Source organism: Nocardia farcinica (assembly GCF_001182745.1).
Classification (GTDB): domain Bacteria; phylum Actinomycetota; class Actinomycetes; order Mycobacteriales; family Mycobacteriaceae; genus Nocardia; species Nocardia farcinica.
In genome coordinates this window covers 1,213,199-1,239,259 of the sequence record NZ_LN868938.1, presented here as the reverse complement: position 1 = coordinate 1,239,259, position 26,061 = coordinate 1,213,199, and the positions used below count along the sequence as shown (strand labels likewise).

Sequence of the window (26,061 nt, the reverse complement as noted above, 5' to 3'; positions counted from 1 at the left end):
GGTAACGCCGCCCGGACCACGCGGTTACCGGCACGGGCGGGCACTGAAGAAATCCCTTACACGCATGGTGGTTGACACCGTCTCGGGCGCGGTCTTTACCGATGTCGGTGTGGCGCCGATCTCTTTACCGTCGAAGAACATCCCCTCGACGACAGGAGCAGGTGATCGTGTCCACCCCGGAAGCAACGGTGCCGCGCACGGCCGGCCCGGCGATCCTCGACGACGTGCTCGCCGAACTCGCCGAGCGCCGCCGGGAATTCCGCGACCGGAAATACGTGCCACGCGATTTCGTCGCGCGCTTGAAAGAGGCCGGGATCTACCGGGCCGCCACCCCGCGGCGATTCGGCGGCGAGCCCCAGGCGCCCGCCGATTTCCTGCGCACCATCGAGCGCATCGCCACCGTGGACGGCTCCACCGGCTGGGTGGCCAGCTTCGGTTCGGCGCTGGTCTACCTGGCGGCGCTGCCGCTGGAGACGCAGGCCAAGCTCTACGCCGACGGGCCCGACGTGGTGTTCGCCGGCGGACTGTTCCCGGTGCAGCCCGCCGAGGAGGTCGACGGCGCGTTCCGCGTCACCGGCCGGTGGAAGTTCGCCAGCGGCTGCATGGCCGCCGACGTGCTCGGCGTCGGCATCCCCGGCGATTCGAGCACCGGCGGCAAGCCACGCACCGCCCTGCTGCGCCCCGACCAGGTGCGGATCGAGCAGGACTGGGACGTCGTCGGCATGCGCGGCACCGGTTCGTTCGACCTGGTGGTCGCCGACGCGGTGGTGCCGCGGGAGTGGACGTTCATCCGCGGCGGCGAACCCACCGTCGACGAGCCGCTCTACCGGTATCCGACCATCGCCTACGCAGCGCAGGTGCTGGCCGTCGTCGGCGCCGGGGTGGCGCGGGCCGCGCTGGACTACGCCATCGAGACCGGCGCGGGCCGGGCGGGTATCACGGGTGCGCCGAAACTGGCCGACCGGCCGTACTACCGGACCGCCGTGGCCGAGACCGAGGCCGCCCTGCGGTCGGCGCGCGCCTACTTCTACGAGATCACCGACGAGGTGTGGCAGACGGTGCTGCGCGGCGACCCGGCGAGCCCCGCACAGAACGCGCACCTGCGCCTGGCGGCCAGCCACCTCGCCACCACGGCGGGCGCGGCCGTGCAGCGCATCGTCGAGATCTCCGGCACCGCGGCCATCTTCGAAGACCACCCGCTGCAGCAGTGGGTCGGCGACGCGCTCGTACCGCAGCAACACGCCTTCCTGGGGCCCGGCCTGGTGGACGCCGCGGGCGCCGTCCTCATGGGACAGCCGCCGACGGTGCCCGGATTCCACTGAGGCGGTGCCCGGATTCCACTGAGCAGCAATCGAACACGTGAGGAACCGATCATGACCGACAGCCCGTTGCGGGTGCTCTTCTGCATCGGCATCAACCAGAACTTCTTCGACCTGCCCGAGGGCGGCGTCACCCCCGCGGACGTGTGGACCGGCTTCGTCGCTCTCAGCGACGGCATCAAGGCGCTCGACGGCATCGACTTCCTCGGCGACATGGACGACGACTCGACCATGGTCGGACCGTCGGACGGATGGCCGTGGACCTGCTATCTGCTCGCCGACGCCGACAGCCACGACACCGTCAAGGCCGCCTGCAACCTGGTCCGCACCATCCCGGTCGGCAGCAGCGACTGGAAGCTGTGGAAGTTCCTGAAGATCGAGGCGCGGATCGGTCGCGCGCTGACCCCTCGACAGTACTGACTCTGCACGCCTGACCCTTTCACGCCAGGAGGCATCATGACCGCGCACAGCGCAGCGCCGCATCGGGCGCCCGCCGATCTGGTCGACGGCGACCGGGTGGCGGCCCGGATCTACACCGACCCGGAGATCTTCGAGCTGGAGATGACGAAGATCTTCGAAAGCACCTGGATCTGGGTCGCCCACGAATCCGAGATCGCCCGGCCGGGCAGCTTCAAATCCACCTACGTCGGCCGCCAGCCGGTGATCGTCACCCGTAACCGCAAGGGCGAGATCAACACCCTGCTCAACCGCTGCCGGCATCGGGGCGCCAGCATCTGCGAGCAGCGCAGCGGTGTCGCCAACGGCTTCACCTGCCCCTACCACGCCTGGTCCTACAGCCTGGACGGGCAACTGCGCGGCATCCCCTACCCGGACGGGTACGAGGGCGTCGTGTCCAAGGGCGATCTGTCGCTGCGCAAGCTGCGCACCGAGTCCTACGGCGGCATGGTGTTCGCCACCTTCGCCACCGACATCGAGCCGCTGGCCGACCATCTCGGCGACGCCAAGCTCTGGATCGACCGGTTCATGAAGCAGGGCGGCGGCTACCCGATCAAGGTGCTGGGCACCCACCGGTTCACCTTCCACGGCAACTGGAAGATCCAGCTGGAGAACACCACCGACGGCTACCACTTCCCGATCGTGCACCGCTCGTGGATGGCCTCGGTGGACGCCGAGACCGCGGACATGATGTCGTTCATGACCGACCCCGAGGCGGTGACCCACGATCTCGGCCACGGGCATTCGGTGATGCAGATGGTGCCCGAGCACTCCGATCTCGACGCCGACGACGGCAGCGAACCCCTGCAGGCCCGCTTCGACGACCTGGTCGCCGAGCTGAAGGCCACCGGCCTCGACGACGCCGCGGTCCGCAAGCTGGTGCGCGCCATGCACGGCACCGGGTTCAACCTCAACCTGTTCCCCAACGTGTCGATGTCGGCGGCGTTCTTCCGGGTGCTGCGCCCGATCTCGGTGGACGAGACCACCATCGAGCACATCGCCATCGGCCCGGACGGCCCGGCCGAGATCGTGAATCCCGTCAACCGGGCCAGGCTGCGGGTGCACGAGCACTTCCAGGGCCCCTTCGGGTTCGGCACCCCCGACGACGCCGAGGGCTGGGATCGCGTCCAGCGCGGCGCCCAGGGCGACCCGGACATGCCGATCCTGGTCAATCGCGGCCTGGCCAGGGAGAAGCCGAGCCCGGAGGGCTGGCCCACCGCCCACGTCACCGACGAGACCGGCATGCGTGCCGCCTACGCCCAGTGGAAGCAGATGATGAGTGATGACTGACACCCTCACCGCCCCGGCCACTCTCACCGACGCCCGCGTGCTCCGCGCGATCGAGCTGATCTGGCGCGAGGCCGACCTGCTCGACCGCAAGGACTACCACGCCTGGCAGGAGCTCTACACCGACGACGCTCACTACGTGGTGCCGATCGACCGCACGACCGACGACTTCGACAACACCCTCAACATGATCTACGACGACGCCCGCATGCGCGGCATGCGCGTGGTCCGCATGACCGAGGGGTACGCCATCGCCGCCGTCGACGCGGCGACGACGACCCGCACCGTGTCGCGGTTCGTGCCCGAGTCGGTCACCGACACCGAGGTGGTGCTGCGCGCCGCCCAGATCCTCATCGCCTACAAGCGTGGCCGCCACGACATCTGGGCCGGTGACGTCGAATACCGGATCCGGCTCGGCGCCGACGCGGCCGCCGACCGGATCGCGCGCAAGGTGGTCCGGCTGGTCGACAGCGAGGACGCCGTGCCCGCCGCGGGGTTCCTGCTGTGAGCGCGCCGGTCGCGGTCGTCACCGGCGGCGCGCACGGCCTGGGCGAACACATCGTGCGGCGCCTGCACGCCGGCGGCCACCGCGTCGCGATCGCCGACCTGGACGGCCCGGGAGCGACCGCGCTGGCGGCCGAACTGAACGACGACCTCCCGGTGCGCGGCTACCAGGTCGACGTCGCCGACAAGGCGTCGCTGCAGCGGCTGCTGACGGCCGTGACCGGGGATTTCGGCGGGGTACAGGTGCTGGTCAACAACGCCGCACGCACGCAGGCCCGCCCGCTGCTGGAGATCACCCCGGAGGAACTCGACGCCGTGCTGGCGGTCGGCTTCCGCGGGACATTCCTGGCCTGCCAGGTGTTCGGCGCGCACATGGCCGAACACGGCTACGGGCGCATCGTCAACATGGCCTCGCTGGCCGGGCAGAACGGCGGCACCGCCACCGGCGGGCACTACGCCTCGGCCAAGGGTGCGGTGTTGTCGCTGACCAAGGTGTTCGCCCGCGAGTTCGCCGCCGCCGGGGTGACCGTGAACGCGGTCTCGCCCGGGCCGCAGGACTCACCCGTGGTGCGCAGCATCGTCGGGGCCGACAACCTCGACGGCTTCGCCCGGACCATTCCCGTCGGGCGCCTGGGCGACCCGGCGTTCATCGCCGAGATGGTCGCCCTGCTCGCCACACCGGGCGCCGCCTCGGTGACGGGCGCGTGCTGGGACGCCAACGGCGGCCTCTACATGCGTTAGGAGTCCCGTGCCGACTATGAAAGTGACTGTGGCGCAGATCGTCTCGGAGACGCCGAGCATCCGCTCGCTGCGCCTCGTGCGCGAGGACGGGCGCCCGCTCGGCCCCTACCGCGCCGGTGCGCACATCGACGTGACCGGGCCGACCGGCATCCTGCGGCAGTACTCGCTGTGCGGGCCGCCGAGCGAGGCGCAGTCGCTCACCATCGCGGTCAAGCGCGAACCGGACTCGCGCGGGGGCTCGGCGGCACTGCACGAGGTGTGCGAGGGCGACATCATCGAAATCGGGGAACCACGCAACATTCTCGCCGTGGACCCCGGCGCCACCCGGCACGTGCTCGTCGCCGCGGGCATCGGTGTGACTCCGTTGCTGAGCATGGCCTACGAATTGCACGGAAACGGCGCGGAATTCGAGTTGCGGTACTTCACGCGATCCCGCACCGAGACCGCGTTCGCCGACCTGCTGGAGAATCGCGCGGAATTCCGTGACCGGGTGCGGCTGCACACTGGGCTGTCGCGCGCCGATCAACGCCGCACACTCGACGACCTGGCGGCCACCCTCACTCCCGGCACCGCGGTCTACACCTGCGGTCCGGCCGGCTTCATGGATACCGTCGCCGAGGTGGTGACGCCGGTCGTCGGCGCGCCGAACCTGCACATCGAGCATTTCGAGGCCGCCGCGGTCGACACCTCCGGCGACACCGCCTTCACCGTCGAACTCGACACCGGGGAGAGCTTCGAGATACCCGCCGACCGCTCGATCCTGTCGGTGCTCGAGGAGAACGGGATCGAGGTCTTCAAGTCCTGCGAGGAAGGCATCTGCGGGTCGTGTGTCTCCGGGGTGCTCGAGGGAGAGCCGGAACACCGCGACAATTGCCTGTCGGTAGCCGACAAGGCCGCGGGCGATCAGATCGCCCTGTGCGTATCACGCGCGCGCACTCCCAAACTCGTGATCGAACTGTTCTGACCGGATAAGGGAAGACGATATCCATGCAAGATACTCCCGCCCTCGCCCCGCCGAGCGACCTCGACGCCGCCGCCCGGGAACGGGCCGCGCTCATCCTGCGCCTCAGCGCAATCGTACTGGTCCTGTTCTTCCCGTTGCCGGTCCTCGGCGGCTTCACCTCGCTGCTGGACACGGTGGTCTTCAGCGGTGTCACCCTCGCGTGGATCTATGCCGCGGCGCAATTCGTCGTCGCCGTCGTGGTCGCCCGCTACTACATGAGCCGCGCCGCCGCCCTGGAGAGCCGGACCGCAGGGGAAGGGGCCCGCGCATGAACGTCGTCTCCGCCACCCTGTTCGCCGCGCTGGTCGCGGTCACCCTGGCGATCACCGCGTGGGCCGCCCGGCAGAACAAGTCCGCCGCCGACCACTACGTCGCCGGCGGCGCCCTCACCGGCAGGCAGAACGGCGTCGCCATCGCCGGTGACTTCATCTCCGCCGCCTCGTTTCTCGGCGTCACCGGCGCGATCGCGCTGACCGGGTTCAACGGCTTCTACCTCGCGGTGTTCGTGCCCGTCGCGTTCGTACTGGCGCTGCTGCTCATCGCCGAGCCGCTGCGCAACCTGGGCCGCTTCACCCTCGCCGACGTGCTCGCCACCCGGTTCCCCGGCAAGGACGTCCGGTCGCTGATGGCGATCAGCACGGTGGTCATCAGCGTCGTCTACCTGGTCTCGCAGCTGGTGGGCGCGGCGCTGCTGGTGTCCCTGCTGTTCGACCTCGACTACGTGGTCGCGGTGCTGGTGATCGGCGCGCTCACCACTGCCTACACCCTCGTCGGCGGCATGTTGGCCACCAGCTGGATCCAGATCGTCAAGACCGGCCTGCTGCTGGTGTGCGCGGTCGCGTTGTTCCTGCTGGTGCTGGTGCGCTTCGACTTCAACCCGTTCGGGCCGTTCAGCGCCGCGCTGGCCGAGTTCGGTCAGCATTTCGTCGCGCCGCGGCGCGGCGACGGCGCCGCCTCCTTCGACCAGCTGTCCCAGACGGTCGGCCTGGTGCTCGGTGTGCTGGGCCTGCCGCACGTGATGATCCGCTTCCTCACCGTCCCCGACGCCCAGCAGGCCCGCACCTCGGCCTACACCTCGCTGTGGATCTTCTTCGGCTTCTACCTGATGATCCCGGTGCTCGGCTACGGCGCGGCGATCCTCGTGGGCCCCGGCGCCATCGCGGCCGAGAACAAGGGCGGCAACCTCGCCGTCGCCCAGCTGGCCGAAACCCTCGGCGGCGGAATCCTGTTGGCGTTCGTCGCCGCGGTGGCCTTCGTGACCATCCTGGCCGCCCTGTCGGGTCTGGTCATCGCCACCTCCGGCGCCATCGCCCACGACCTCTACGCCCAGGTGCTGCGCAACGGTGCGGTCTCGGCGGCCGCCCAGCACCGGGCCGCGCGGATCGCGACGGTGGCGACCTGCCTGGTCGGTGTCGGCATCGCGTTCGCCGCACAACGCCAGAACGTGGCCTTCCTCGCCTCGCTCGGCATGTCCATCGCGGCCTGCGCCAACCTGCCCGCTCTCCTGTTGACGCTGTACTGGCGGCACATGACCGCCCGTGCCGTGCTGGCCGGCATCGTCAGCGGCCTGGTGCTCTCCACCGCGGTGATCCTGCTCAGCCCCGTCGTGCAGGGCGCGGACTCGCTGCTGCCGTTCTCGAACCCGGCCCTGGCGGTCGCGCCGATCTCCTTCGCGGTGTCGATCCTGGTGGCACTGTGCACGGCACCGCGCGGTACGGCCGCCGCGCAGGCCGAACGGGAGTTCCTGGAGTTGCGCACCCGGGCGTTGACCGGCCGTACCCCCGAGGAGGCTGCCGTCGCATCCTGACGGTTCGTGTCGTGATGATTCGGGCGGGGCCGCAGTAGGGCGGCCCCGCCCGGCACTCGTTCGGCCCGACTCAGAACGTGAACGGGTCGCCGTACCCGGTCGTCTGGAGGGTGCTGCCCGGCGTATCGGCGCGGACGGTGATGAAGGGCATCGCCGAGGCGGGGGAGAGGCAGCCGTTGACATGCAGGGGAGTGTTGGCGTGGGCGAAGGTGAACGGGAAGGTCGACTCCTCGTCGAGTTCGGCCACCCCGATCGGCACCGCGGTCACCGTGCCCGGCGCGAGGCTGAGCGAGAGCTCACCGGCCACCGCGCCCTCGACACCGATGCTGGGCTCCAGCCCGACACCGACACCGAATCCGATGCCGACCTCGGGCGGCGCGTCCACCGAGAGTCCGAGGTCGACGCCGAAATCGGCGCCGATGGACGGCGAAATCGACGCGCTCATCCCCACTTCGGGCGCGATGGCGACCGAGATGCCGTCGGAGACGTCCACCGCGCAGCCGACCAGGTAACCGGCCGCCACCTCGCCGCCGCGCAGCGCCGAGACGCCGTCCAGCGCGACCGAGAAGTCACCCGATACCTTGACCGCGTGGACGAACGGCACACCGAAAGCGGTGTCGCCCGCGGGAACCACCTGAGCGAAATCGACAGCCGCCACCATGCGGGCCGCCCCGGCGGCGACTTCCCCCGGCGCCGTGCCCGCGGCGGCGGCCGCGGATCCGATCGCGGTGACCGTCACCGCGCCGATCGCGGCCATGATCGAGACATGCGTGCGCTTCATCACCCTCCAGTCGAGAAGATCTGATCGGAAACTCCGGGCACATCAGCCCTCGGCGAACTCAGCCCTCGGCGAACTCGCCGACGCGTCGTGCCTGGATTGCCGACCGGCACGGGACCACGAGCCGCCGGTCGAGCACATCCAAGCACACCGCGCACGGAATGGGGCGCAAATTCCGGTGATGCCGGAAATGCCTGTCTCGCAACCGCACCGCGAAATCCATACCGCACGGTCGCTCAGTTCGATTCGTCCCATCCGGAACACCATTTCCACCGAACTGTCCTGCGAGGCTCTCCCCGCACCGCGAAAGGAAAACCGTGCCCCTGCTCAGACCTTTGCTCGCCCTCGCCGCACCGGTCGGCGTGATGCTCCTCGGGACCGGCACCGCCTCGGCGCTGTCGGTCAGCCCGGCGGCCGATGCCGTCGTCATCGAATTCGCGCATGCCGAGGCCCAGGTGATCACGAGCCTGAACCTCGGCCCCGTGCTCGGCACCCTTCCGCCGTCCTTCTCCCCACTGGGCCGACAGCGGTTGGGGGAAGCGATCGGACGCGGCGCGGCCACCGCCGCGCAGACGCCGGGCTCGCGCGTGATCATCCGGGTCGACCAGCCGATCGCCGCGTCACCGGGCATCAGTGTCGAGGTCGTCCGATAGGCGAGATCGGGTCGGCAACAGAATTGCCGGGCGTCCGGATGACAATTGTCGGCGAAATCGATCATTCGCTTTCGCCGCATGCGACGTGCCGGTTGTCTAATTGTTTTCACACCCGCCGCGCGGCGCTTTAACCACTATTTCCGGCCATTTTCGCGGCGAGTACGCGGATCCGGCAGGAGTGCGCGAATCAGCTACTGCCGCTTACGGTTCCGAAGTGCTAATCTTGAGGTCGGCAATCCCCCTAGAAGGGCTTGCCGTGGTGGACGACGGTGTCGGTTCGGCAACATTGCGAATTGCCGGACAACGGTCCGCAGCGCATCGCGCAGCACCGTCGTGTCGATGCGGCTTCTTTACCGGAGAACAATCCGAAAATCTCTTTCGAGAAAGAGGGAAAAGATCATGAGTGCGATCATCGGACTCGGTTCCGCGGCGGCGATGGCAGCTGTCAATCTGGCGTGGGCGCTGATCTCCATCATCCTGTGAGCACGGCTGCCACCTGCCTGATCTCCGGATCGTCGGACCCGGAGATCAGCGGTGGTGCCCGGCCCGGGCGAGCCGGTGCGGCGACCGGGGTCAGGCGTCGAGGTCGGCGGCGACCATCTCGGCGATCTTGTCGAGGGTGGGCTGATCCTCGCTGCTCACGACCACTTCGGTGCCGTGGGTGGCGCCGAGCGCCATGATCATCAGCGACGAGCCCGCGTCGACGGGTTCACCGCCCGGCAGGGCGAGGGTGACCGGTACGCCCGCGGCGGCGACCGCCTCGGCGATGAGTGCGGCGGGCCGCGCGTGCAGACCGATGGACGAACCGACGGTGACGGTGGTGCTCGGCATCATGACTCCTGGTGGTTGAGTGGACAGCGGGGTCGATCGGGGAGGGGGTCAGGCCGCGGCCGGAACGGCCTCGGCGCGGGGGCGAGTGAGCAGCTTCGCGAGGGTCACGCACACCGCGGCGGTGATCGTGCCCGCGGCGATCGCGAGCACGAACCAGACGAGGTGGCCGACGGCGAAGAAGACGAAGATGCCGCCGTGCGGTGCGCTCAGGGTGGCGCCGGTGGCCATCACCAGCGCACCGGTGACCGCGCCACCGGCCATCATCGACGGGATCACGCGCAGCGGGTCGGCGGCGGCGAACGGGATGGCGCCCTCGGAGATGAACGAGGCGCCCAGCAGCCAGGCGGCCTTGCCGTTCTCGCGTTCGGCGGTGGTGAACAACGTGGGGCGCAGGACGGTCGAGGCCAGCGCCATCGCCAGCGGCGGCACCATGCCCGCCGCCATCACCGCGGCCATGATCTTCAGCGTCGCGGGATCGGCGACCGACAGACCCGCCGCGGCGAACGAGTACGCCGCCTTGTTGACCGGGCCGCCGAGATCGAAGCACATCATCAGGCCCAGGATCACCCCGAGCACCACCGCGGAGGTGCCCGACAGGCCGTTGAGCCAGTCGGTGAGGGCCTCGGTCACCACCGCGAGCGGCTTGCCGAGCACCGCCAGCATCAGCACACCGACGATGAGCGAGGCGAACAACGGGATCACCACGACCGGCATCAGACCACGGGCCCACTGCGGCACCGGGATCCGGCTCACCCACAGCGCCGCGAAGCCGGCGATCAAGCCGCCGACCAGACCGCCGAGGAAGCCCGCGCCGACGAAGACCGCCACCGCGCCCGCGGTGAAACCCGGTGCCAGGCCGGGGCGGTCGGCGATCGCGAAGGCGATATAGCCGGCCAGGGCGGGCACCAGGAAGCTGAACGCCAACGATCCCAGCTGGAAGAGCACCGCGCCGAGATAGGTTCCCAGGCCACCCGGCGGCAGGTCGGTCAGCGAGTTGTCCAGCACGACGGAGCTCGCGTTGTCGGCGATCTCGTAGCCGCCCACCAGGAAGCCGAGGGCGATCAGCAAGCCGCCCGCGGCGACGAACGGAATCATGTAACTCACGCCCGTGAGCAGGATCTGGCGCAGCCGGGTGCCCCAACCGAGTGCGTCGGGGGCCACCTCGGGGGTGGCCTCGGTGAGCACGGGCCCGTCGGCGGGGTCGCGCGCCACGCGCAGGGCGTCGGCGATCATCGCGTCCGGATCGTTGATCGCGCGCTTGACCCCGGATTCGACCACGGGCTTACCCGCGAACCGCGCGCGGTCCTTCACCCCGACATCGGTGGCGAGGATGACCGCGTCGGCCGCGGCGATGTCGGCCGCTGAGAGCGGGGTGGTGCCGCTCGAGCCCTGGGTCTCCACCCGCACGGTGACGCCCGCCCGCTCACCGGCGGCGACGAGGGCGTCGGCGGCCATGTAGGTGTGCGCGATGCCGGTGGGGCAGGCGGTGACGGCGACGAGGGATCGCGGCCGGGTGGTCGCGGGCGGCTCGGTGGCCGGGGCGGGCGCTGTCGACGCGGTCCGGTTCGCCGCGCCCGCTCGCTCGGCGGCGGTGCCGGAAGCCGGCGCCGCGCTCGCGGCCGGTGCGGGGGCGATCACCGAATCGACCAGTGCGACAACCTCGTCCGCGGTCGTCGCCGCGCGCAGGCTCCCCACGAATTCCGGCTTGACCAGGGCCCGCGCCAGACTAGACAGCAGCTTCATGTGCTCGGCGCCCGCTCCTTCCGGCGCGGCGATCAGGAACACCAGATCGGCGGGGCCGTCCGGGGCGCCGAAATCGACCGCGGGGGCGGGACGGGCGAAGGCGAGCGAGGCCGCGGTCACGGCCGCGACCCGGCAGTGCGGGATGGCGATGCCGCCGGGCAGGCCGGTGGCCGACTGTGCCTCCCTGGCCAGGGCGGCTTCGGTGAGCGCGGTCGCGTCGGTGGCGCGTCCGGCGTCGGCGAGACGCTGGGCGAGCGCGGCGATCACCGCGTCCTTCGACGTGCCGAGATCGGCGTCGAGGCTGATCGTTGCGGGGGTGATGATCGAGTCGGCCATCGGTGGGGCCCTTCAGGAATGGGGGAGCAGGTCGAGCGCCGTGACGGCCACGGCGTCGGGGTCGGTGTGGTGGGGTCCGGGCAATCCGGTGCCGGGCAGTGCCGCCGCGGCGCTGCCGTAGGCGACAGCGCGGCGCAGCCGGTCGGCCGGAGCCGCGCCCGCGAGGTCGGCCAGCAGGTACCCGGCGAGCGCGGAGTCACCGGCGCCGACGGTGCTGCGCGGCCGGATCGCGGGCGCGGTGGCATGCCAGGCGCCCTCGGCGGTGGCCAGCACCGCGCCCGCGGCGCCGAGGGTGGCCAGCACCGCGCCGATACCGCGGTCGACGAGTCCGGCGGCGGCCCGGGCGGCGGCGAGCGGATCGGCCAGCGCCGCGGGGTCGAGGCCGGTGAGCTGGGCGAGCTCCTCGCTGTTGGGTTTGACGAGATCCGGTGCGGCCGCGCCGATTCCGTCGGCCACCGCGCGCAGCGGCGCGTCGGAGGTGTCGACGGCGATCCTGGCGTGCGGCAGAGCGCGGATCAGGTCGACATACCAGTCGGTGGGCACGGCGGGCGGCAGCGACCCCGACAGCACCACCCAGGCGGCCTGCGCGGCGAGTTCGGCCAGCAGCCCCGCCAAGTCGCGCAACACGTCCCCGGTGAGCGGCTGGCCGGGCTCGTTGATCTTGGTGGTGGTCCCGTCTGCCTCGGTGACGGTCAGGTTGATCCGGGCCGACCCGCTCGTCGGCACGCTGCGGTGGGCGATCCCGGCCTCGGTGAGGGCGCGCAGCAGCGGGTCGTCGGCGTTGCCGGGCAGCACCGCGACCGTGGGCACGCCCGCCGCGGCCACCACGCGAGACACGTTGACGCCCTTGCCGCCCGGGTGGACGGCGACGCCGCGCGCCCGGTGGACGGCGCCACGGTGCAGCGGCTCGGCGAGGGTGACGGTGCGGTCGATACTCGGATTCGCCGTCAAGGTGACGATCATGCCGCCACCACCTCGATGCCGCTGTCGGTCAGCTCGTTGCGTACCGAATCGGGGATGCCGGAATCGGTGACCAGGACGTCGATGTCGTCGATGCCGGCGAAGCGGACGAAGTCCTCGCGGCCGATCTTCGAGGAGTCGGCGACCACCACCACGCGGTGCGCGCTCGCGACCATCGCCCGCTTCACCGCCGCCTCGTCGACGTCGGGGGTCGAGAGCCCGTGGGCGCCGGTGAGGGCGTTGGTGCCGATGAACGCGGTGTCGACGCGCAGCCCGGCCAGCACCCGCAGCGTATCGGGCCCGACGGCGGCCTGCGTGATACCGCGGACCCGGCCGCCGAGCAGGTGCAGGTGCACGCCGGCGTGGCCGCTCAGCCGTGTGGCCACCGGCAGCGAATTGGTGACGCCGACCAGCTCACGGTCGGCGGGCAGCAGCGCGGCGATGCGCGCCGTGGTGGTGCCGGCGTCGAACAGGACGCTGCCGCCGGTCGGGGGCAGGTAGTCCAGGGCCGCCTTGGCGATGCGCTCCTTCTCCGCGGTGTGCGTGGCCTCGCGCTCGGTGGTGCCGAGTTCGATGGCGGTGAGAGCGGCGGCGGGGACCGCGCCACCGTGCACCCGGCGCACCAGCCCCATGCGGTCCAGCACGGCCAGGTCCCGGCGGACGGTCTCGCTGGTGACGCCGTAACGCTCGGCCAGGTCGGCGACCGATACGCGACCGCGTTGCCCGACGAGCGTGGCGATGGCCTGCTGCCGCTCCTCTGCGTACATCCGTTCCTCCGATGTTGGTTTATGTTGTTTTACGTCCGAGCGTGTTGCTTTGTCAATGGTTCGGAGTAGTCTGGATCACAACGAGTTGCCGACGAGCATCGTTCAGAACTTCCCCTCCGGGTACGAAGGAGACCGCAGAATGACCCGATCACAGCAGGTAACGACCGCCGGTACCGTCCTGCGCGGAACCCCTGCCGTGCCCGGAGTGGCGGCCGCCCCCGCGGTCCGGCCCAACCCGCGGCTCCCCGTCGATGCCCGAACGGACATCGTTCCGGAGTCCGAACGGGCAGCGGAACTCACCGCGTTGCGCGCCGCGGCCGCCACGGTGGCCGACCGCCTGCGCACCCGGGCCGAGGCGGCCTCCGGTGCCGCCGCGGAAGTGCTCGCCGCCAACGCCGCCATGGCCGCCGACCGTGGGTGGTCGGCCGCCGCGGAGAAACTGATCGGCACCGGCTCGACGGCGAGCGCGGCCGCGATCGGGGCGACCGAACAGTTCGCGCAGATGTTCAGCCGGCTCGGCGGTCTGATGGCCGAGCGGGTGACCGACCTGCGCGACGTATGCGATCGCATCGTCGCCGAACTGCACGGCCTGCCCGAACCCGGTGTGCCCACGCCCGAACGGCCCTCGATCCTGCTCGCCCGCGACCTCGCACCCGCCGACACCGCGGGCCTGGACCCGGCCCGCATCATCGGGCTGGCCACCGCTCTGGGCGGCGCCACCAGCCACACCGCGATCATCGCCCGCCAGCTCGGCATCCCGTGCGTGGTCGCGGTCGACGGTCTCGACGACGTGCCGGCGGGCGCGCAGATCCTGATCGACGGCGCCGCAGGCACCGTGACCGTCGAGCCCGCTCCCGCCGTCGCGGCGGCCGCGGTCGCCGCGCATCGCGCCACCGCGGCGCGCATCGCGAGCTGGACGGGCCCGGGCGCCACCCGCGACGGCCACCGCGTCGACATCCTCGCCAACGTCCAGGACGGCGCGGGCGCGCGCGCCGCCACCGCCACCCCCGCCGAGGGGATCGGGCTGTTCCGCACCGAACTGTGCTTCCTCGATCGTGATGCCGAACCGAGCGTGGCCGAGCAGACCCGCATCTACCGCGAGGTTCTCGACGCCTACCCGACCGCGAAGGTGGTGATCCGGACCCTCGACGCCGGCTCGGACAAACCGCTGCGCTTCGCCGAACATCCCGACGAGGCCAACCCGGCGCTCGGTGTCCGCGGTATCCGTATCGCCGCCCGCGACCGCGGCATTCTCGAACGCCAGCTCGACGCCATCGCGGCCGCCGCCGACGGCCGCGCCACCCCGCCGTGGGTGATGGCGCCGATGGTCGCCACCGTCGCCGAAGCGCGGTCCTTCGCCGCCGCCGCGCGGGCCAGGGGCCTGGTCGCCGGGGTGATGATCGAGGTGCCCGCCGCCGCGCTGCTGGCCGAGGCGATTCTCGACGAGGTCGACTTCGTCTCGATCGGCACCAACGATCTCGCGCAGTACACGATGGCGGCCGACCGGATGTCGCCCGATCTGGCCGCGCTCACCGACCCGTGGCAGCCCGCCGTGCTCAGCCTGGTCGCCCGCACCGCCGCGGCGGGCGTCCGGTGCGGCAAGCCGGTCGGGGTCTGCGGTGAAGCAGCCGCCGACCCGCTGCTGGCCTGCGTGCTGGCCGGGCTCGGCGTCACCTCGCTCTCGGCGGCCGCACCCGCTGTCGCCGGGGTCGGCGCCCAACTGGCGACGGTGACCCGCGCGCAGTGCGAATCGGCCGCATGGGCGGTGCTGCGCACCACCGATCCGGGCGAGGCCCGCGTCCAGGCCCGCCGCCTCCTGCTCGACGACTGACGGCTACTCGACGTCGATCGGCGTGCCGCCGGTGACCCGCACCAGTTCGTCGAAGCTGGTGGGGAACACGGTGTGGGGATGCCCGCCCGCCGCCCACACCACCTCGTGTTCGGCCAGCCACTTGTCGACGAACGTGCGCACCGGTGCCGGGTGCCCGAGCGGCGCGACCCCGCCGATCGGCTGCCCGGTCGCCGCGCGCACGACCTCGGGCGCGGCGCGGCGCAGCGTCGCGACCCCGGCGTGGCGGGCGACGAGTTCGACATCCACCCGGTGTGCGCCGCTGGTCAGCACGAGGACCGGCGCGCCGTCGGCGTCGAAGATCAAGCTGTTGGCGATCGCACCGACCGGACAGCCGAGTTGAGCCGCTGCCGCGGCGGCGGTCGGCGCGGGCTCGGGCAGGACGACGATCTCGCCCGCGACGCCGTGCGCCCGCAGAGCGGCGGCGACGCGGAGGGCGTTGGGCGGCAGGTGCTCCGGCATGGGGTCACTGTATCGACGGCCCCCAGAACCGCCGTCTTGTGGCTTGCGGCTCCCTCGCGCAGAGTCGAGCGGCATGCGACCGAATTCCGCAACCGCTCGTGTCCGGTGCACGCTGGCCGCGGCCGTCGTCGGCGCCGCGCTCGTCGTGTCCACCGCTCCCGCCGCATCCGCGCTGCCCGCAGGCCCGCTCGCTGCCGCGCCCGTGGCCACCCCGGCCGAGTCGGGGTTCTCGTCCGGCTCCGGGTATCTGCTGGAGGCGGCGCTCAACGCCCTGTGTGTGCTCACGGGTTCGCAACCCGGCTGCTGGGGCAGCGTGCCGCGGTGACCATCGGATTCGTCAGCCGTCGGTGAGGCCGAGGTCGAGGCGCGCCAGGTCGACGAACCGGCTCAGGCATTCGGTGGCCGCGGTCACCGTCCGTTCGATGTCGGCGACCATCACCGGGGCGTCCTCGCGCATGGCCTCGACGGGCTCCGGGGCGCCGCCCAGGTGGCGCCTGGCGAACGACGTCAACCGATCGTGGAGGAAGGGCGCCGCGTGTTCCTCGTTGAATCCCACGATCACCGGCGCGACGTCGAGATTGCCGACCAGCGATACGGTGATCTGCGCCCGTGACATCGCCGCCACGCTGTCGCCGACCTCGACGACCTGCGCACGGACTTCCTCGCGCTCGATCGGCTCCTGGAGCAACTCACCCTCGAGGCCGCTGAGCCCTTCCATGAAGCGCATCATCGCGGCCGCGTAGTCCGAATAGGCCCGCTGCCTGTTGTCCCGCACCACCTGTGCCACTTCGGCGCGTTCCTTGCGCTGGAGCTCGGTGCTGCTCACATACACCGCCGACCCGGCCGCGATGCCGCTGGACACCACGGCGGCACACAGGGCGGCGACCAGGGCGTAGCGCCCGCTGCGGGTCGCCGCACGAACGTCTCGCCGCAGGTCGGCATTGGTGGGTTCGGTGGGTGCCGCCGGCGGCGTGCCCGCGTGGCCGTCGCGCGCGGACGTGTTGATGGTCATCTCCGCACCGGTCCTTCTCGCGTCGCTGGTCCCGGTTTCCAGCGTTCGCCGATGGCGGCGTCGGTGAATGCGTAGGGGACTACTCGAATCGGCGCGGACCGGTGCGTCGGCGAGTGCCGTCAGGTGTCGGAACGGGAGTGGCGCTGGCGCGCGGCGGCGCCCAGATAATCACCGAGTTCGCGCTGGAGGACGGCGTCGAGGGCTTGTTCGAGTCCGCTGTGCACGATCCGGGTGCCCAGTTCGCGCCAGCGGGTGAGCATCTGGGTGGTGGCGGCGGTTTCGGCGTCGGTGTCGGGCAGCCAGCCCGGTCCGTGGTCGTCGACGATGCGGTTCTTGGCGGCCACCACCAGCGTGCGCGCGACGTCTTCGAGTTTCGCGCGCAGGTCGGCGTACAGGTCGATCATGGTGGCGAGGTCGATGCCGTCGCCGTGCAGTTCGAGCAGCACTTCCACCAGGTCGGGGCGCAGCAGGGTGACGGTGTCGTCGTCGGTGCGCACCAGCTGCAGGTCCGCGAGACGGTCGAGGTGCTTCTCCTCGGCCTGCTCGGCATCGAGATCGGCCAGCAGTGCCACGACGGCGTCCCTGGGCAGTTGCACCGGGTCGTGGCGGGCGCCCCAGGCGTCGGTGACGGCCTTCTGCAGGCCGAGGATCTCGGTGAGGTCCTTGCCGGTCTCCCAGCTGGTGATGAAATCGGTGATGTGGGCGAGGGTGAAGCCGCGCTCGAGCAGCCCGTTGACGATCTGCAGGCGCGCCAGGTGCGAGTCGTCGTAGATGTTGGCGCGGCCCTCTCGCCGGACCGGCTGGGGGAGCAGACCCCGTTCCTGATACAGCCGGACGTTGCGCGAGGTGGTGCCTGCCGCGCGGGCCAGATCATCGATGCGGTATTCGGTCACCGTCCTCGCCCCGGTCCTTTCGGTCGCGCCCTCGCGCCCGGGCGCCCACGACGGCCGTGGCGGGCGCCCGGGTAGCGGCTGCCGGTCTCAACCCTAGCCAAGCGACGACAGGGCGGCCCCGGTGACCGCGGGTGTGTTCGCCCGCGGTGTCACGATCCAGTCGTCGAGGTCGAGCCGGGCCAGCTGCCGCACGTACTGGGTGCCGAAGCCGGGGTACATGGTGGCGTTGAAGCCGTCCTCGGTGAGATACCAGCTGCGGCAGCCGGAGTTCCAGGTCGTGGCGGCGAGGCGGCGTTGCAGTGCGGCGTTGTAGCGGTCCTGGCGGTGCCGGTCGACCTCGAGGCTGTGCAGGTCGCGGGTGAGCAGCAGGTCGACGGCGCGCGCGATGTAGTCGATCTGTGCCTCCATGTACACCAGTGCCGAGTTGTGCCCGGGGCCGGAATTGGGTCCGAAGGTGAGGAAGAGGTTGGGGTATCCGGCGACGGCGACGCTCTTGTAGGCGTACGGTCCGCGCCGCCATTCCTCGTCGAGGCTGCGTCCGTCGCGCCCGGTGACGGGGATGGGCGCACCGGACTTGGACACCTCGAATCCGGTGGCGAAGACGATGCAGTCGGCGCGGTGCTCGATGCCCTCGGCGGTGCGGATGCCGCCGGGGACGATCCGCACGATCGGCCAGGTGATCAGCTCGCAGTTCGGCGCCTGGAGTGCGGGATAGTAGTCGTTGCTCATCAGCAGGCGTTTGCATCCGGCACGGAACTCGGGGGTGAGTTGCCTGCGCAACCACGGGTCGCGCACCTGGGCGCGCAGGTGCAGCCGGGAGACCTGTTCCACGACCTTGGTCAGCGGACTGTTCCAGACCACGCCCAGCGCGACCGATTCGTGACCCCAGAACCAGGCCTCGCGAGCGAGCTTCTGGGTGAACGGGATTCGTCGGTAGAGCGCGCGGGTGAGCTCACCGGTGCCGCGGTCGACCCGCGGCAGCACCCAGCCCGGTGTCCGCTGGTAGACGGTGACGGCGGCGGCGCGGTCGACCAGTTCGGGGATGATCTGCACGGCGCTGGCCCCGGTGCCGACCACCGCGACCCGCTTGCCGGTGACGTCGTAGTCGTGGTCCCAGCGGGCACTGTGCATCATGTGCCCCTCGAAGGTGTCGATGCCGTCGATGTCGGGCAGCCCCGCGTTCGACAGCGGACCCGAGGCCAGCACCACCGCACGCGCCCGCAGCGGCCGCTCGTGCCCGTCGACGGTGATCGACCACTCCCCGGCGGACTCGTCGTACACCAGTCCGGTGACGTTGTGCCCGAACCGCAGGTGCCGGCGCAATCCGAAGCGCTCGACCATCGCCTCGATGTAGCCGAGGATCTCCGCGCTGCCGGAATAGGTGCGCGACCAGTCCGGATTGGGCGCGAAACTGTAGGAGTACAGCCGGGAGGGGATGTCGCAGGCGGCGCCGGGGTAGGTGTTGTCGCGCCAGGTGCCGCCGACGCGGGTGTCGCGTTCGAGAATCGCGATGTCGGTGATTCCGCGGCGGCGCAGCCGGATGGCGGCGCCGAGTCCGGCGAAGCCCGCGCCGATGACGGCCACGTCCAGCGGCCGCTGTGCCCCGCTCATGCGACCGGCTCGTAGGTCAGGCTCTTCGACCAGGTCGGGCGGCTGAAGAACCGGCCGGGGATGCGGCCGGTGACCTTCACCAGGCCGTCGGCGAGCAGGTGGTAGGGGTGGCTGCGGTCGATCACCCAATCACTGTGCAGTTTGACGACCTGGTACATCGGCAGCCGGTTCACGATCGGCGCGCGCTGGCCGACGGCCTTGAACCGGGCCATCGCGGCGTAGAGGCGGTCTTCGGAGACGCCCATCTCCACGATGTTGTCGCGCATCTTGTTCAGCAGCGGGAAGTAGCTCAACGCCCCGACGATCAGCGCGGGATTGGCCCAGCTGCCCACGAAATCGATGGCGAGCTTGCGCGCGGTGGCGTGGCCGAGCAGCTCCATGACCGCGTAATCGGTGGCCAGGTGCCGGGATTCGTCGGCGTTGATGCGTTTGAACACCTCCTGCGCCACCGGGTCGGCGATCTCGTCGGTGACGAACTTGATCAGCGCGCCGTCGAGAGCGACCTCGAGCATGGGGATGACCGTGCCCAGGATCGACAGCGACAATCCGTCGGAGTGTTTGTCCAGGAAGTCGATGACGAGTTTGACGTTGATGTTCGGTTCGGGGATCTCGTCGCCGTCGAGCATGCCCCACCGGCGCATCAGCGCGAGTTCGGCGTTGGCGTGGCGCTGTTCCTCGGCGTGGAAGTAACGGTAGATCTCTTTCAGGGTGTCGGTGGGCGCCTTCTTGGCCATGGCGGCGAATCCGCGCGCACCGACGTTCTCGATCCACATCAGATCCGCCATGAACGGCGCGAGTCTGGCGTGCAGGTCGGGGTCGATCGTCTCGGCCCCCGGCGCGTCCCAGTCGATGTCGGCCAGCGCCCACTGGCGGGCTTTGATCTTGGCCAGCATGGCGTCGAAGTCGAAAGCCATCTCAGGCTCCTGTCGTCTCGGTGGACGTCACCGGCCGGCGCGGGTTCTCCTGCGGGAGAAGGCGGTTGAGCAGGCCGAGGACGGTGGCATACGGGGTGGGCAGGGTGCGTTTGAGCAACCAGATCAGCCGGGCGTCCAGTTGCGGCAGGACGTAGAGGCGACCGCGATCCAGCGCGTCGAGGGTCTCGGCGGCCACCCGTTCGGGGGACACCCCGGTCAGCCGCATCGCCGTCTCGGCCAGCCGGGAGGAGCCGCCGGTGATGCGCCCGTCGGCGACGACGTTGGTCGTGACGAAGGTCGGGCACAGCACGGTCACCGCCACGCCGCTGCCCGCCAGTTCGGCGGCCATGGTTTCCGACAGCGAGACCACCGCGGCTTTGGCGGTGTTGTAGACGCCCATCCGCGGGGCGGCGGCGAATCCGGCGGCGGAGGCGACGTTGACGATGCCGCCGCGCCCGGCGGCCCGCAGCCGCGGGGTGAAGATCTCGCACCCGTGCATCACCCCCCACAGGTTGATGCCCAGCGCCCAGTCCCAGTCGTCTAAGCCGATGTCGCCCACGGTCTTTCCGCCGATGCCGACTCCGGCGTTGTTGACCACCAGCGTGGGTGGCCCGGCGAAGACCTCTTCGGCGTAGTCGACCAGCGCCTGCACGTCCTCGCGGCGGGCGACGTCGCAGAACAGCGCGTGCGCGCGGCGGCCGTGGCGCTGTTCGATCAGGCGCACGGTCTGCTCGGCGCGTTCCTTGTCGATGTCGGCACACACCACCCGCCCGCCGCGGGCGGCCACCTCGAGGGCGAAGGCGCGGCCGATTCCGCTGCCCGCGCCGGTCACCACTGCCCGGGCGTCGTGGCTGCGTCGGTCGTGGCCGAGCAGGGCGGCCAGCGGGGACATTCTCACCATCACAGCATCAGCGAGCAATGCGCCATTTGTCAATGGCGCATCGCTCGCTGACTATTGCGACCCCCGGGGCCGGGTCACGCGCGCCGGGATTCGTGCCGTCCCGCCTCCGGTCGCTGGGCGGCGAACCAGGCGAGCAGTTCCGCGTCGTCCACCGCCGTGGGATCGACGACCTGCGCCGGATCGGCCCCCTGCAACAGCCGCTTGACGGGGATCTCCAGCTTCTTGCCGTTGCGGGTGTGCGGAATCGCCGGGGCCTGCAGGATCACGTCGGGCACGTGCCGAGGGGAGAGCGCGGTCCGAACGGCCTCGGTGATCCGCGTCCGCAGCTCGTCGGTGAGCGTGATTCCGGACGCGGTGACCACGAACAGCGGCATCCAGTAGCCGCCGTCGGGTTGTTCGACGCCGACGACGAGCGCCTCGGCGATCTCGGGCAGGGCTTCGACCGCCTGGTAGATGTCGCCACTGCCCATCCGGATCCCGTTGCGGTTCAACGTGGCATCGGATCGGCCGTGCACGATCACGCTGCCGTGCGGGGTCAGGGTGATCCAGTCACCGTGCCGCCAGATGCCGGGGTAGGTGTCGAAATACGCTGCGCGATACCGGGATCGGTCCGAGTCCCGCCAGAACTCGACGGGCATCGACGGCATCGGCGCGGTCACCACGAGCTCGCCCACCTCCCCGCGCACCGGCCGGCCGTCCGGATCGTAGGCGTCGAGCGCGACGCCCAGGAACGGCGCCGACAGCTCGCCCGGCCACACCGGCACGGTCGGGGTGCCACCGGCGAACGCCGAGACGATGTCGGTGCCGCCGCTGATGGAGGAGACCGGGATGTCGGCGCCCACGTTGTCGCGCAGCCACAGTCCGGTCGAGGAGGGCAGCGGCGCGCCCGTCACCCCGATCATCCGCACCCGGGACAGGTCGTGATCGCGGGCGGGCACCGCCCCGGCCTTGATGCAGGCCAGCAGATACCCGGGACTGGTGCCCAGCACCGTGCAGCCCAGCCGCGCGGCGAGCGCGAAGAGGCCGTCGGCCGCGCCGTGGGCGGGACTACCGTCGTAGCAGACCACCGTCGCGCCGACGAGCAGGCCGCCGACCTGGTAGTTCCACATCATCCAGCTGGGCGTGGTGTACCACCAGAAGGTGTCGTCGGGGCCGATGTCGGAGTGCAGCCCGACGGCCTTGAGGTGTTCGAGCAGCACACCGCCGTGCCCGTGCACGATGCCTTTCGGCTTGCCGGTGGTGCCGGAGGAGAACAGCACCCACAGCGGGTGGTCGAAGGCCACCGGTTCCACCGCGAGCGGCTCCCGCGCCGTCGAGATCGCCTCGGCCCAGCCGACGGCGTCCGGCACCGGGTGGCCCAACCGGGACACCACCACGGTGGCGGTCACGGTGGGCAGGGCCGCGCGCAGCGCCTCGATGTCGGCGCGGCGGTCGTGGCTCCGGCCGCCGTAGCGGTAGCCGTCGGCGGTCACGAGCACGACCGGTTCGAGTTGCCCGAGCCGGTCGGCCGCGGCGCGACCGGTGTTGTCCTGCCCGCAGACACTCCAGATGGCGCCCAGGCTGGCCGTGGCCAGGAACGCCACCACCGCCTCGGCGATGTTCGGCAGGTAGCCGGCCACCCGATCGCCCTGCCGCACGCCCAACCGCCGCAAAGTCGTCGCGAACGCTGCGGTGTCGGAGAGCAGTTCGTGCCAGGAGTATTCGCGCGGCGCCTCGTCTTCGGACAGCGCGACGATCGCGGGCCGGTCCGGGCGGGCCTGCCGCACCACCTGCTCGACGTAGTTGATGCGGGCGCCGGGGAACCATCGCGCGGCCGGCATCTGCCCGTCGACGATGCGCTCGGGCGCCGCCCCGAGGTCGAAGTACTCCCAGACGGCTCGCCAGAAGGCCGGGATGTCCTCGACCGACCACCGCCACAGGTCGTGGTAACCCTCGGTCGCGACCCCGTAGCGGTCGTGGACGAACCGCGCGAATTGCGTGATCCGCGCGTTCTCGATGGTCTCGGGGGTGGGCGTCCATTGCGGCACACCGGTTTCGGTGAGCATGTCGGTCATCGCGCGCTCCACCCGCCGTCCATCGTGTAACTGGCTCCGGTCACCATGCCCGCCGCGTCGCCGGTGAGCCAGGCCACCAGCGAGGCCACCTCCGCGGGCTCGACGAGGCGTTTCACCGCGCTCTCGGTGAGCAGGACCTGCTCCACCACGTCCTGTTCGGGAATGCCGTGCGCGGCGGCCTGCTCGGCGATCTGCTTGTCCACCAACGGCGTTCGCACGTATCCGGGGTTGACGCAGTTGCTGGTCACCCCGTGTGGGCCGCCCTCGAGCGCGGTCACCTTCGACAATCCCTCCAGTGCGTGTTTGGCGGTCACATAGGCGGATTTGTAGGCCGAGGCCCGGATCCCGTGTACCGAGGAGATGTTGACGATCCGCCCGTACCGTTGCGCGTACATGTGCGGCAGTGCCGCGCGGATCAGCAGGAACGGCGCCTCCACCATGAGCGCGAGCATGGTGCGGAACCGTTGCGGCGGGAACTCGGTGATCGGGCTGACGGTCTGGACCCCGGCGTTGTTGACCAGGATGTCGACCTCGAGGCGCAGGTCCTCGAGTGCCGCCACGTCGAGCAGGTCGACTTCCCATGCGGTGCCGCCGATCTCGTCAGCGACGGCCTTGGCGCCCGGTCCGTCCACATCGGCGACGGTGACCGCGGCCCCGCGCCGGGCGAGTTCGCGGGCGCAGGCCGCGCCGATCCCGCCCGCGGCGCCGGTGACCAGCGCGGTGCGCCCGGTCAGGTCGATGCCACTCATGCGCGCACCGCCTTGGCCGCACCGGCGAGCTCACGGGCGTCCGCGCTGTCGAGTTCGGCCAGGTTCGCGCCCTTGGTCTCCCGGGCGAACAGCACGGCCACCGCCGTGATCGCGCAGGCCAACGCCAGGTAGATCGCGATCGGCACCGCGGACTGGTAGGTGTCGAGCAAGCGCACCGCGATGATCGGCGCCAGCGAACCGGCCACGATCGAGGTCACCTGATAGCCCAGGGACACCCCCGAGTACCGCATCCGGGTCGGGAACATCTCGGCCATGATCGCCGGTTGCGCCGAGTACATGAACGCGTGGAACACCAACCCCAGGATCACGGCGGACAGGATCACCGCGTTGTGGCCGCTGTCCATCATCGGGAAGGCGAAGAAGCCCCAGGTGCCCGCGGTGACCGCGCCGACCAGGTAGACGGGCCTGCGCCCGTAGCGGTCGCTGAGCCGGCCGACCAGCGGGATGATCGCGAAATGCACCGCGTGCGCGGCCAGCAGCCACCACAGGATCACCGTGGTATCCGCCCCCACGTGCACCTTCAGGTACGTGATGGAGAAGGTGACGACCAGGTAGTACATGATGTTCTCGCCGAAGCGCAGCCCCATCGCGGTGAGCACGCCGCGCGGGTAGCGCTTGAACACCTCGACGGCGCTGAACCCGGTGGCCTTCTCCTGTTCGGCCTGCTGCTGGGCGGCCAGGAAGATCGGCGCGTCGGTGATCTTGGTGCGCACGTAGTAGCCGATGAACACCACCACCGCCGACAGCCAGAAGGCCACCCGCCAGCCCCACGACAGGAACGCCGCATCCGAGAGGGTCGAGGTCAGGAACAGCAGCACCACCGTGGCGAGCATGTTGCCCACCGGCACCGCCGCCTGCGGCCACGACGCCCAGAACGCGCGGCTGCGGTCCGGGCTGTGCTCGGCCACCAGCAGTACCGCGCCGCCCCATTCGCCGCCCACCGCGAAACCCTGGATGAACCGCAACGTCACCAGCAGCGTGGGCGCCAGGTAGCCCACCTGACCGAACGTCGGCAGGCAGCCCATCAGGAAGGTCGCCGCGCCGACGAGCAGCAGGCTCAGTTGCAGCAGCTTCTTGCGCCCGTACTTGTCGCCGAAGTGGCCGAACACCACACCGCCCAGCGGGCGGGCCGCGAAACCGACGGCGTAGGTGACGAAGGCGGCCAGGATCGCGTCGAGATCACTGGTGCCCTGGGCGAAGAACACCTTGTTGAACACCAGGGTGGCCGCGGTGCCGTAGAGGAAGAACTCGTACCACTCGACCACCGTGCCCGCCATGGAGGCGGCCACCACCCGCCGCAGTCCGGTGGGGGCGGCGGGCTCGGTGCCCGGCCCCGCTGTGCCGACGCTCATCACATCTCTCCTTCACACCGACCGCATCCCCGTTGGTTGTGATGCGGCGCACACACTCTGGCTGGAAGTCGAGTATTCGTGCACACCTACTGCCCGATCAATGGCGAATTCCGCACCCCAGCTCTGCAAGAATGCAGATGTGCCCGCCGCGTACCCCAGCCCCGACGACCTCCTCGTGCTGCTGGCGGTCGCCCGCACCGGCCGTTTCACCTACGCCGGTGACGAACTCGGCCTCAACCACACCACCGTCTCCCGCCGCATCACCGCCCTCGAGCACGCGCTCGGCGGGCGCGTGCTCAGCCGCGGCGCGGGCGGCTGGGAGTTGACCGACCTGGGGCGGGAGGCGCTCGGCGCGGCCGAGGCGATCGAGGCGGCGGTGCGCTCGATCGCCCCCAACTCCCGCGGCGAGCGGACGCTGGAAGGGGTGGTGCGGATGTCGGCCACCGACGGATTCAGCGCCTACCTCGCCGCCCCCGCGGTCGCCGAGGTCCGCCACCGGCACCCGCGCATCGAAGTGGAGATCATCGCGACCACCCGGCGGGCCTCCGAACAACGCTCCGGGCTCGACCTCGAGGTGGTCGTCGGCGAACCACGCGTGCGCCGCGCCCGCGCCACACCCCTCGGCGACTACGTCATCGGCCTCTACGGCACCCCGGCCTACTTCGCCGAGCACGGCACCCCCGAGTCGGTGGCCGACCTGGCCGGGCACCCGCTGGTGTACTTCATCGAATCCATGCTGCAGGTCGACGACCTGGACCTGGCCCCCAACGTCGTGCCCGCCATGCGCGAATCCGTCTCCTCCACCAATGTTTTCGTCCACGTCGAAGCCACCCGCGCCGGCGCCGGACTCGGCCTGCTGCCGTGCTTCATGGCCGACCGCCACCCGGACCTGGTGCGCGTGCTGCCGGACGCGGTCGCCATCCGGCTCACCTATTGGCTGGTCGCCCGGCCGGAAACGCTGCGCCGCCCGGAAGTGGCGGTGCTCGTCGATGCGCTGCGGGCACGGGTGCGGGCCGAACGGCGCGCACTGCTCGGCGCGTCCGCCGCGGTGAACTGAA

General features: G+C 70.8%; 27 protein-coding genes. 13 read left to right on the top strand and 14 right to left on the bottom strand.

The features are described 5' to 3' along the window. Window positions 1-161: 161 nt before the first annotated feature. Genes AMO33_RS06065 through AMO33_RS06030 form a run of 8 tightly spaced genes read left to right on the top strand, consistent with a single transcriptional unit; the run spans window position 162 to window position 7,117 of the window. Entirely contained in the window at window positions 162-1,322 is a 1,161-nt protein-coding gene (locus tag AMO33_RS06065) for an acyl-CoA dehydrogenase family protein (protein ID WP_170916107.1), read from the top strand. Between the two features lie 51 nt (window positions 1,323-1,373). Beyond that, window positions 1,374-1,739, top strand: coding sequence for a hypothetical protein (locus tag AMO33_RS06060; RefSeq protein WP_011209376.1), 366 nt, complete (start codon window positions 1,374-1,376; stop codon window positions 1,737-1,739). Window positions 1,740-1,775: 36 nt separating this feature from the next. Further along, window positions 1,776-3,065 (top strand): aromatic ring-hydroxylating oxygenase subunit alpha, encoded by a 1,290-nt coding sequence (locus tag AMO33_RS06055; RefSeq protein WP_060591117.1) that lies wholly within the window; start codon window positions 1,776-1,778, stop codon window positions 3,063-3,065. Then, window positions 3,058-3,570, top strand: coding sequence for an aromatic-ring-hydroxylating dioxygenase subunit beta (locus AMO33_RS06050; RefSeq protein WP_011209378.1), 513 nt, complete (start codon window positions 3,058-3,060; stop codon window positions 3,568-3,570). The genes AMO33_RS06055 and AMO33_RS06050 overlap by 8 nt, the downstream gene beginning before the upstream one ends. Next, entirely contained in the window at window positions 3,567-4,307 is a 741-nt protein-coding gene (locus tag AMO33_RS06045) for an SDR family NAD(P)-dependent oxidoreductase (RefSeq protein ID WP_060591115.1), read from the top strand. Before AMO33_RS06050 ends, AMO33_RS06045 begins: the two co-directional genes overlap by 4 nt. Before the next feature lie 16 nt (window positions 4,308-4,323). Next, complete coding sequence (locus tag AMO33_RS06040; protein WP_060591113.1) at window positions 4,324-5,271, top strand: PDR/VanB family oxidoreductase; 948 nt, start codon at window positions 4,324-4,326, stop codon at window positions 5,269-5,271. A 23-nt stretch (window positions 5,272-5,294) separates the two neighbouring features. Beyond that, window positions 5,295-5,582 (top strand): DUF485 domain-containing protein, encoded by a 288-nt coding sequence (locus AMO33_RS06035; protein ID WP_060591111.1) that lies wholly within the window; start codon window positions 5,295-5,297, stop codon window positions 5,580-5,582. Further along, window positions 5,579-7,117 (top strand): solute symporter family protein, encoded by a 1,539-nt coding sequence (locus AMO33_RS06030; RefSeq protein ID WP_060591108.1) that lies wholly within the window; start codon window positions 5,579-5,581, stop codon window positions 7,115-7,117. The genes AMO33_RS06035 and AMO33_RS06030 overlap by 4 nt, the downstream gene beginning before the upstream one ends. Before the next feature lie 70 nt (window positions 7,118-7,187). On the opposite strand, the gene AMO33_RS06025 is transcribed toward AMO33_RS06030, so the two are convergent. Next, window positions 7,188-7,898 (bottom strand): MspA family porin, encoded by a 711-nt coding sequence (locus tag AMO33_RS06025; protein WP_060591106.1) that lies wholly within the window; start codon window positions 7,896-7,898, stop codon window positions 7,188-7,190. 332 nt (window positions 7,899-8,230) lie between these two features. On the opposite strand from AMO33_RS06025, the gene AMO33_RS06020 reads away from it, so the two are divergent. Continuing rightward, window positions 8,231-8,548, top strand: coding sequence for a hypothetical protein (locus AMO33_RS06020; RefSeq protein ID WP_060591104.1), 318 nt, complete (start codon window positions 8,231-8,233; stop codon window positions 8,546-8,548). Window positions 8,549-8,887: 339 nt separating this feature from the next. Next, window positions 8,888-9,031, top strand: coding sequence for a hypothetical protein (locus AMO33_RS31325; RefSeq protein WP_159005370.1), 144 nt, complete (start codon window positions 8,888-8,890; stop codon window positions 9,029-9,031). Between the two features lie 90 nt (window positions 9,032-9,121). Here AMO33_RS31325 and AMO33_RS06015 read toward each other — a convergent pair whose 3' ends face one another. Genes AMO33_RS06015 through AMO33_RS06000 form a run of 4 tightly spaced genes read right to left on the bottom strand, consistent with a single transcriptional unit; the run spans window position 9,122 to window position 13,185 of the window. Beyond that, window positions 9,122-9,379 (bottom strand): HPr family phosphocarrier protein, encoded by a 258-nt coding sequence (locus tag AMO33_RS06015; RefSeq protein WP_041561009.1) that lies wholly within the window; start codon window positions 9,377-9,379, stop codon window positions 9,122-9,124. A gap of 48 nt (window positions 9,380-9,427) precedes the next feature. Next, window positions 9,428-11,458, bottom strand: a complete 2,031-nt coding sequence (locus AMO33_RS06010) for a PTS fructose transporter subunit IIABC (RefSeq protein WP_060591102.1) — start codon at window positions 11,456-11,458, stop codon at window positions 9,428-9,430. Window positions 11,459-11,470: 12 nt separating this feature from the next. Further along, the gene (locus tag AMO33_RS06005; protein WP_060591100.1) at window positions 11,471-12,421 is read right to left on the bottom strand and encodes a 1-phosphofructokinase family hexose kinase; all 951 of its coding nucleotides are present in this window, start codon (window positions 12,419-12,421) and stop codon (window positions 11,471-11,473) included. Continuing rightward, window positions 12,418-13,185 (bottom strand): DeoR/GlpR family DNA-binding transcription regulator, encoded by a 768-nt coding sequence (locus AMO33_RS06000; RefSeq protein ID WP_060591098.1) that lies wholly within the window; start codon window positions 13,183-13,185, stop codon window positions 12,418-12,420. Before AMO33_RS06000 ends, AMO33_RS06005 begins: the two co-directional genes overlap by 4 nt. A 139-nt stretch (window positions 13,186-13,324) precedes the next feature. On the opposite strand from AMO33_RS06000, the gene AMO33_RS05995 reads away from it, so the two are divergent. Beyond that, window positions 13,325-15,016, top strand: a complete 1,692-nt coding sequence (locus AMO33_RS05995) for a putative PEP-binding protein (RefSeq protein WP_060591097.1) — start codon at window positions 13,325-13,327, stop codon at window positions 15,014-15,016. Window positions 15,017-15,019: 3 nt separating this feature from the next. On the opposite strand, the gene AMO33_RS05990 is transcribed toward AMO33_RS05995, so the two are convergent. After that, window positions 15,020-15,496 carry a YbaK/EbsC family protein gene (locus AMO33_RS05990; protein WP_060591095.1) on the bottom strand — a complete coding sequence of 159 codons (477 nt, stop codon included), beginning with the start codon at window positions 15,494-15,496 and terminating at the stop codon, window positions 15,020-15,022. 73 nt (window positions 15,497-15,569) lie between these two features. Between AMO33_RS05990 and AMO33_RS05985 the strand changes: the two genes are divergently transcribed. Beyond that, the gene (locus AMO33_RS05985) at window positions 15,570-15,821 is read left to right on the top strand and encodes a hypothetical protein (protein WP_060591092.1); all 252 of its coding nucleotides are present in this window, start codon (window positions 15,570-15,572) and stop codon (window positions 15,819-15,821) included. A gap of 12 nt (window positions 15,822-15,833) precedes the next feature. On the opposite strand, the gene AMO33_RS05980 is transcribed toward AMO33_RS05985, so the two are convergent. The 8 genes from AMO33_RS05980 to AMO33_RS05945 form a co-directional block, all read right to left on the bottom strand. After that, a complete protein-coding gene (locus AMO33_RS05980) occupies window positions 15,834-16,508 on the bottom strand; it encodes a hypothetical protein (RefSeq protein WP_060591091.1) in 675 nt (224 codons plus the stop codon). Window positions 16,509-16,627: 119 nt separating this feature from the next. Further along, complete coding sequence (locus tag AMO33_RS05975; protein WP_011209393.1) at window positions 16,628-17,401, bottom strand: MerR family transcriptional regulator; 774 nt, start codon at window positions 17,399-17,401, stop codon at window positions 16,628-16,630. Between the two features lie 93 nt (window positions 17,402-17,494). Further along, window positions 17,495-19,012, bottom strand: coding sequence for a flavin-containing monooxygenase (locus AMO33_RS05970; protein ID WP_011209394.1), 1,518 nt, complete (start codon window positions 19,010-19,012; stop codon window positions 17,495-17,497). Continuing rightward, window positions 19,009-19,926 (bottom strand): ferritin family protein, encoded by a 918-nt coding sequence (locus tag AMO33_RS05965; RefSeq protein ID WP_011209395.1) that lies wholly within the window; start codon window positions 19,924-19,926, stop codon window positions 19,009-19,011. Before AMO33_RS05965 ends, AMO33_RS05970 begins: the two co-directional genes overlap by 4 nt. Before the next feature lies 1 nt (window position 19,927). Further along, complete coding sequence (locus tag AMO33_RS05960) at window positions 19,928-20,818, bottom strand: SDR family NAD(P)-dependent oxidoreductase (RefSeq protein WP_107103088.1); 891 nt, start codon at window positions 20,816-20,818, stop codon at window positions 19,928-19,930. Window positions 20,819-20,901: 83 nt separating this feature from the next. Continuing rightward, window positions 20,902-22,881: an acetoacetate--CoA ligase gene (locus tag AMO33_RS05955; RefSeq protein ID WP_082668709.1), complete on the bottom strand. Its 1,980-nt coding sequence runs from the start codon at window positions 22,879-22,881 to the stop codon at window positions 20,902-20,904. Continuing rightward, entirely contained in the window at window positions 22,878-23,630 is a 753-nt protein-coding gene (locus AMO33_RS05950) for a 3-hydroxybutyrate dehydrogenase (protein WP_060591087.1), read from the bottom strand. Before AMO33_RS05950 ends, AMO33_RS05955 begins: the two co-directional genes overlap by 4 nt. After that, entirely contained in the window at window positions 23,627-25,003 is a 1,377-nt protein-coding gene (locus tag AMO33_RS05945; RefSeq protein WP_060591085.1) for an MFS transporter, read from the bottom strand. The genes AMO33_RS05950 and AMO33_RS05945 overlap by 4 nt, the downstream gene beginning before the upstream one ends. Window positions 25,004-25,103: 100 nt before the next feature. Between AMO33_RS05945 and AMO33_RS05940 the strand changes: the two genes are divergently transcribed. Next, the gene (locus tag AMO33_RS05940) at window positions 25,104-26,060 is read left to right on the top strand and encodes a LysR family transcriptional regulator (protein ID WP_060591084.1); all 957 of its coding nucleotides are present in this window, start codon (window positions 25,104-25,106) and stop codon (window positions 26,058-26,060) included. Window position 26,061: the final 1 nt, after the last annotated feature.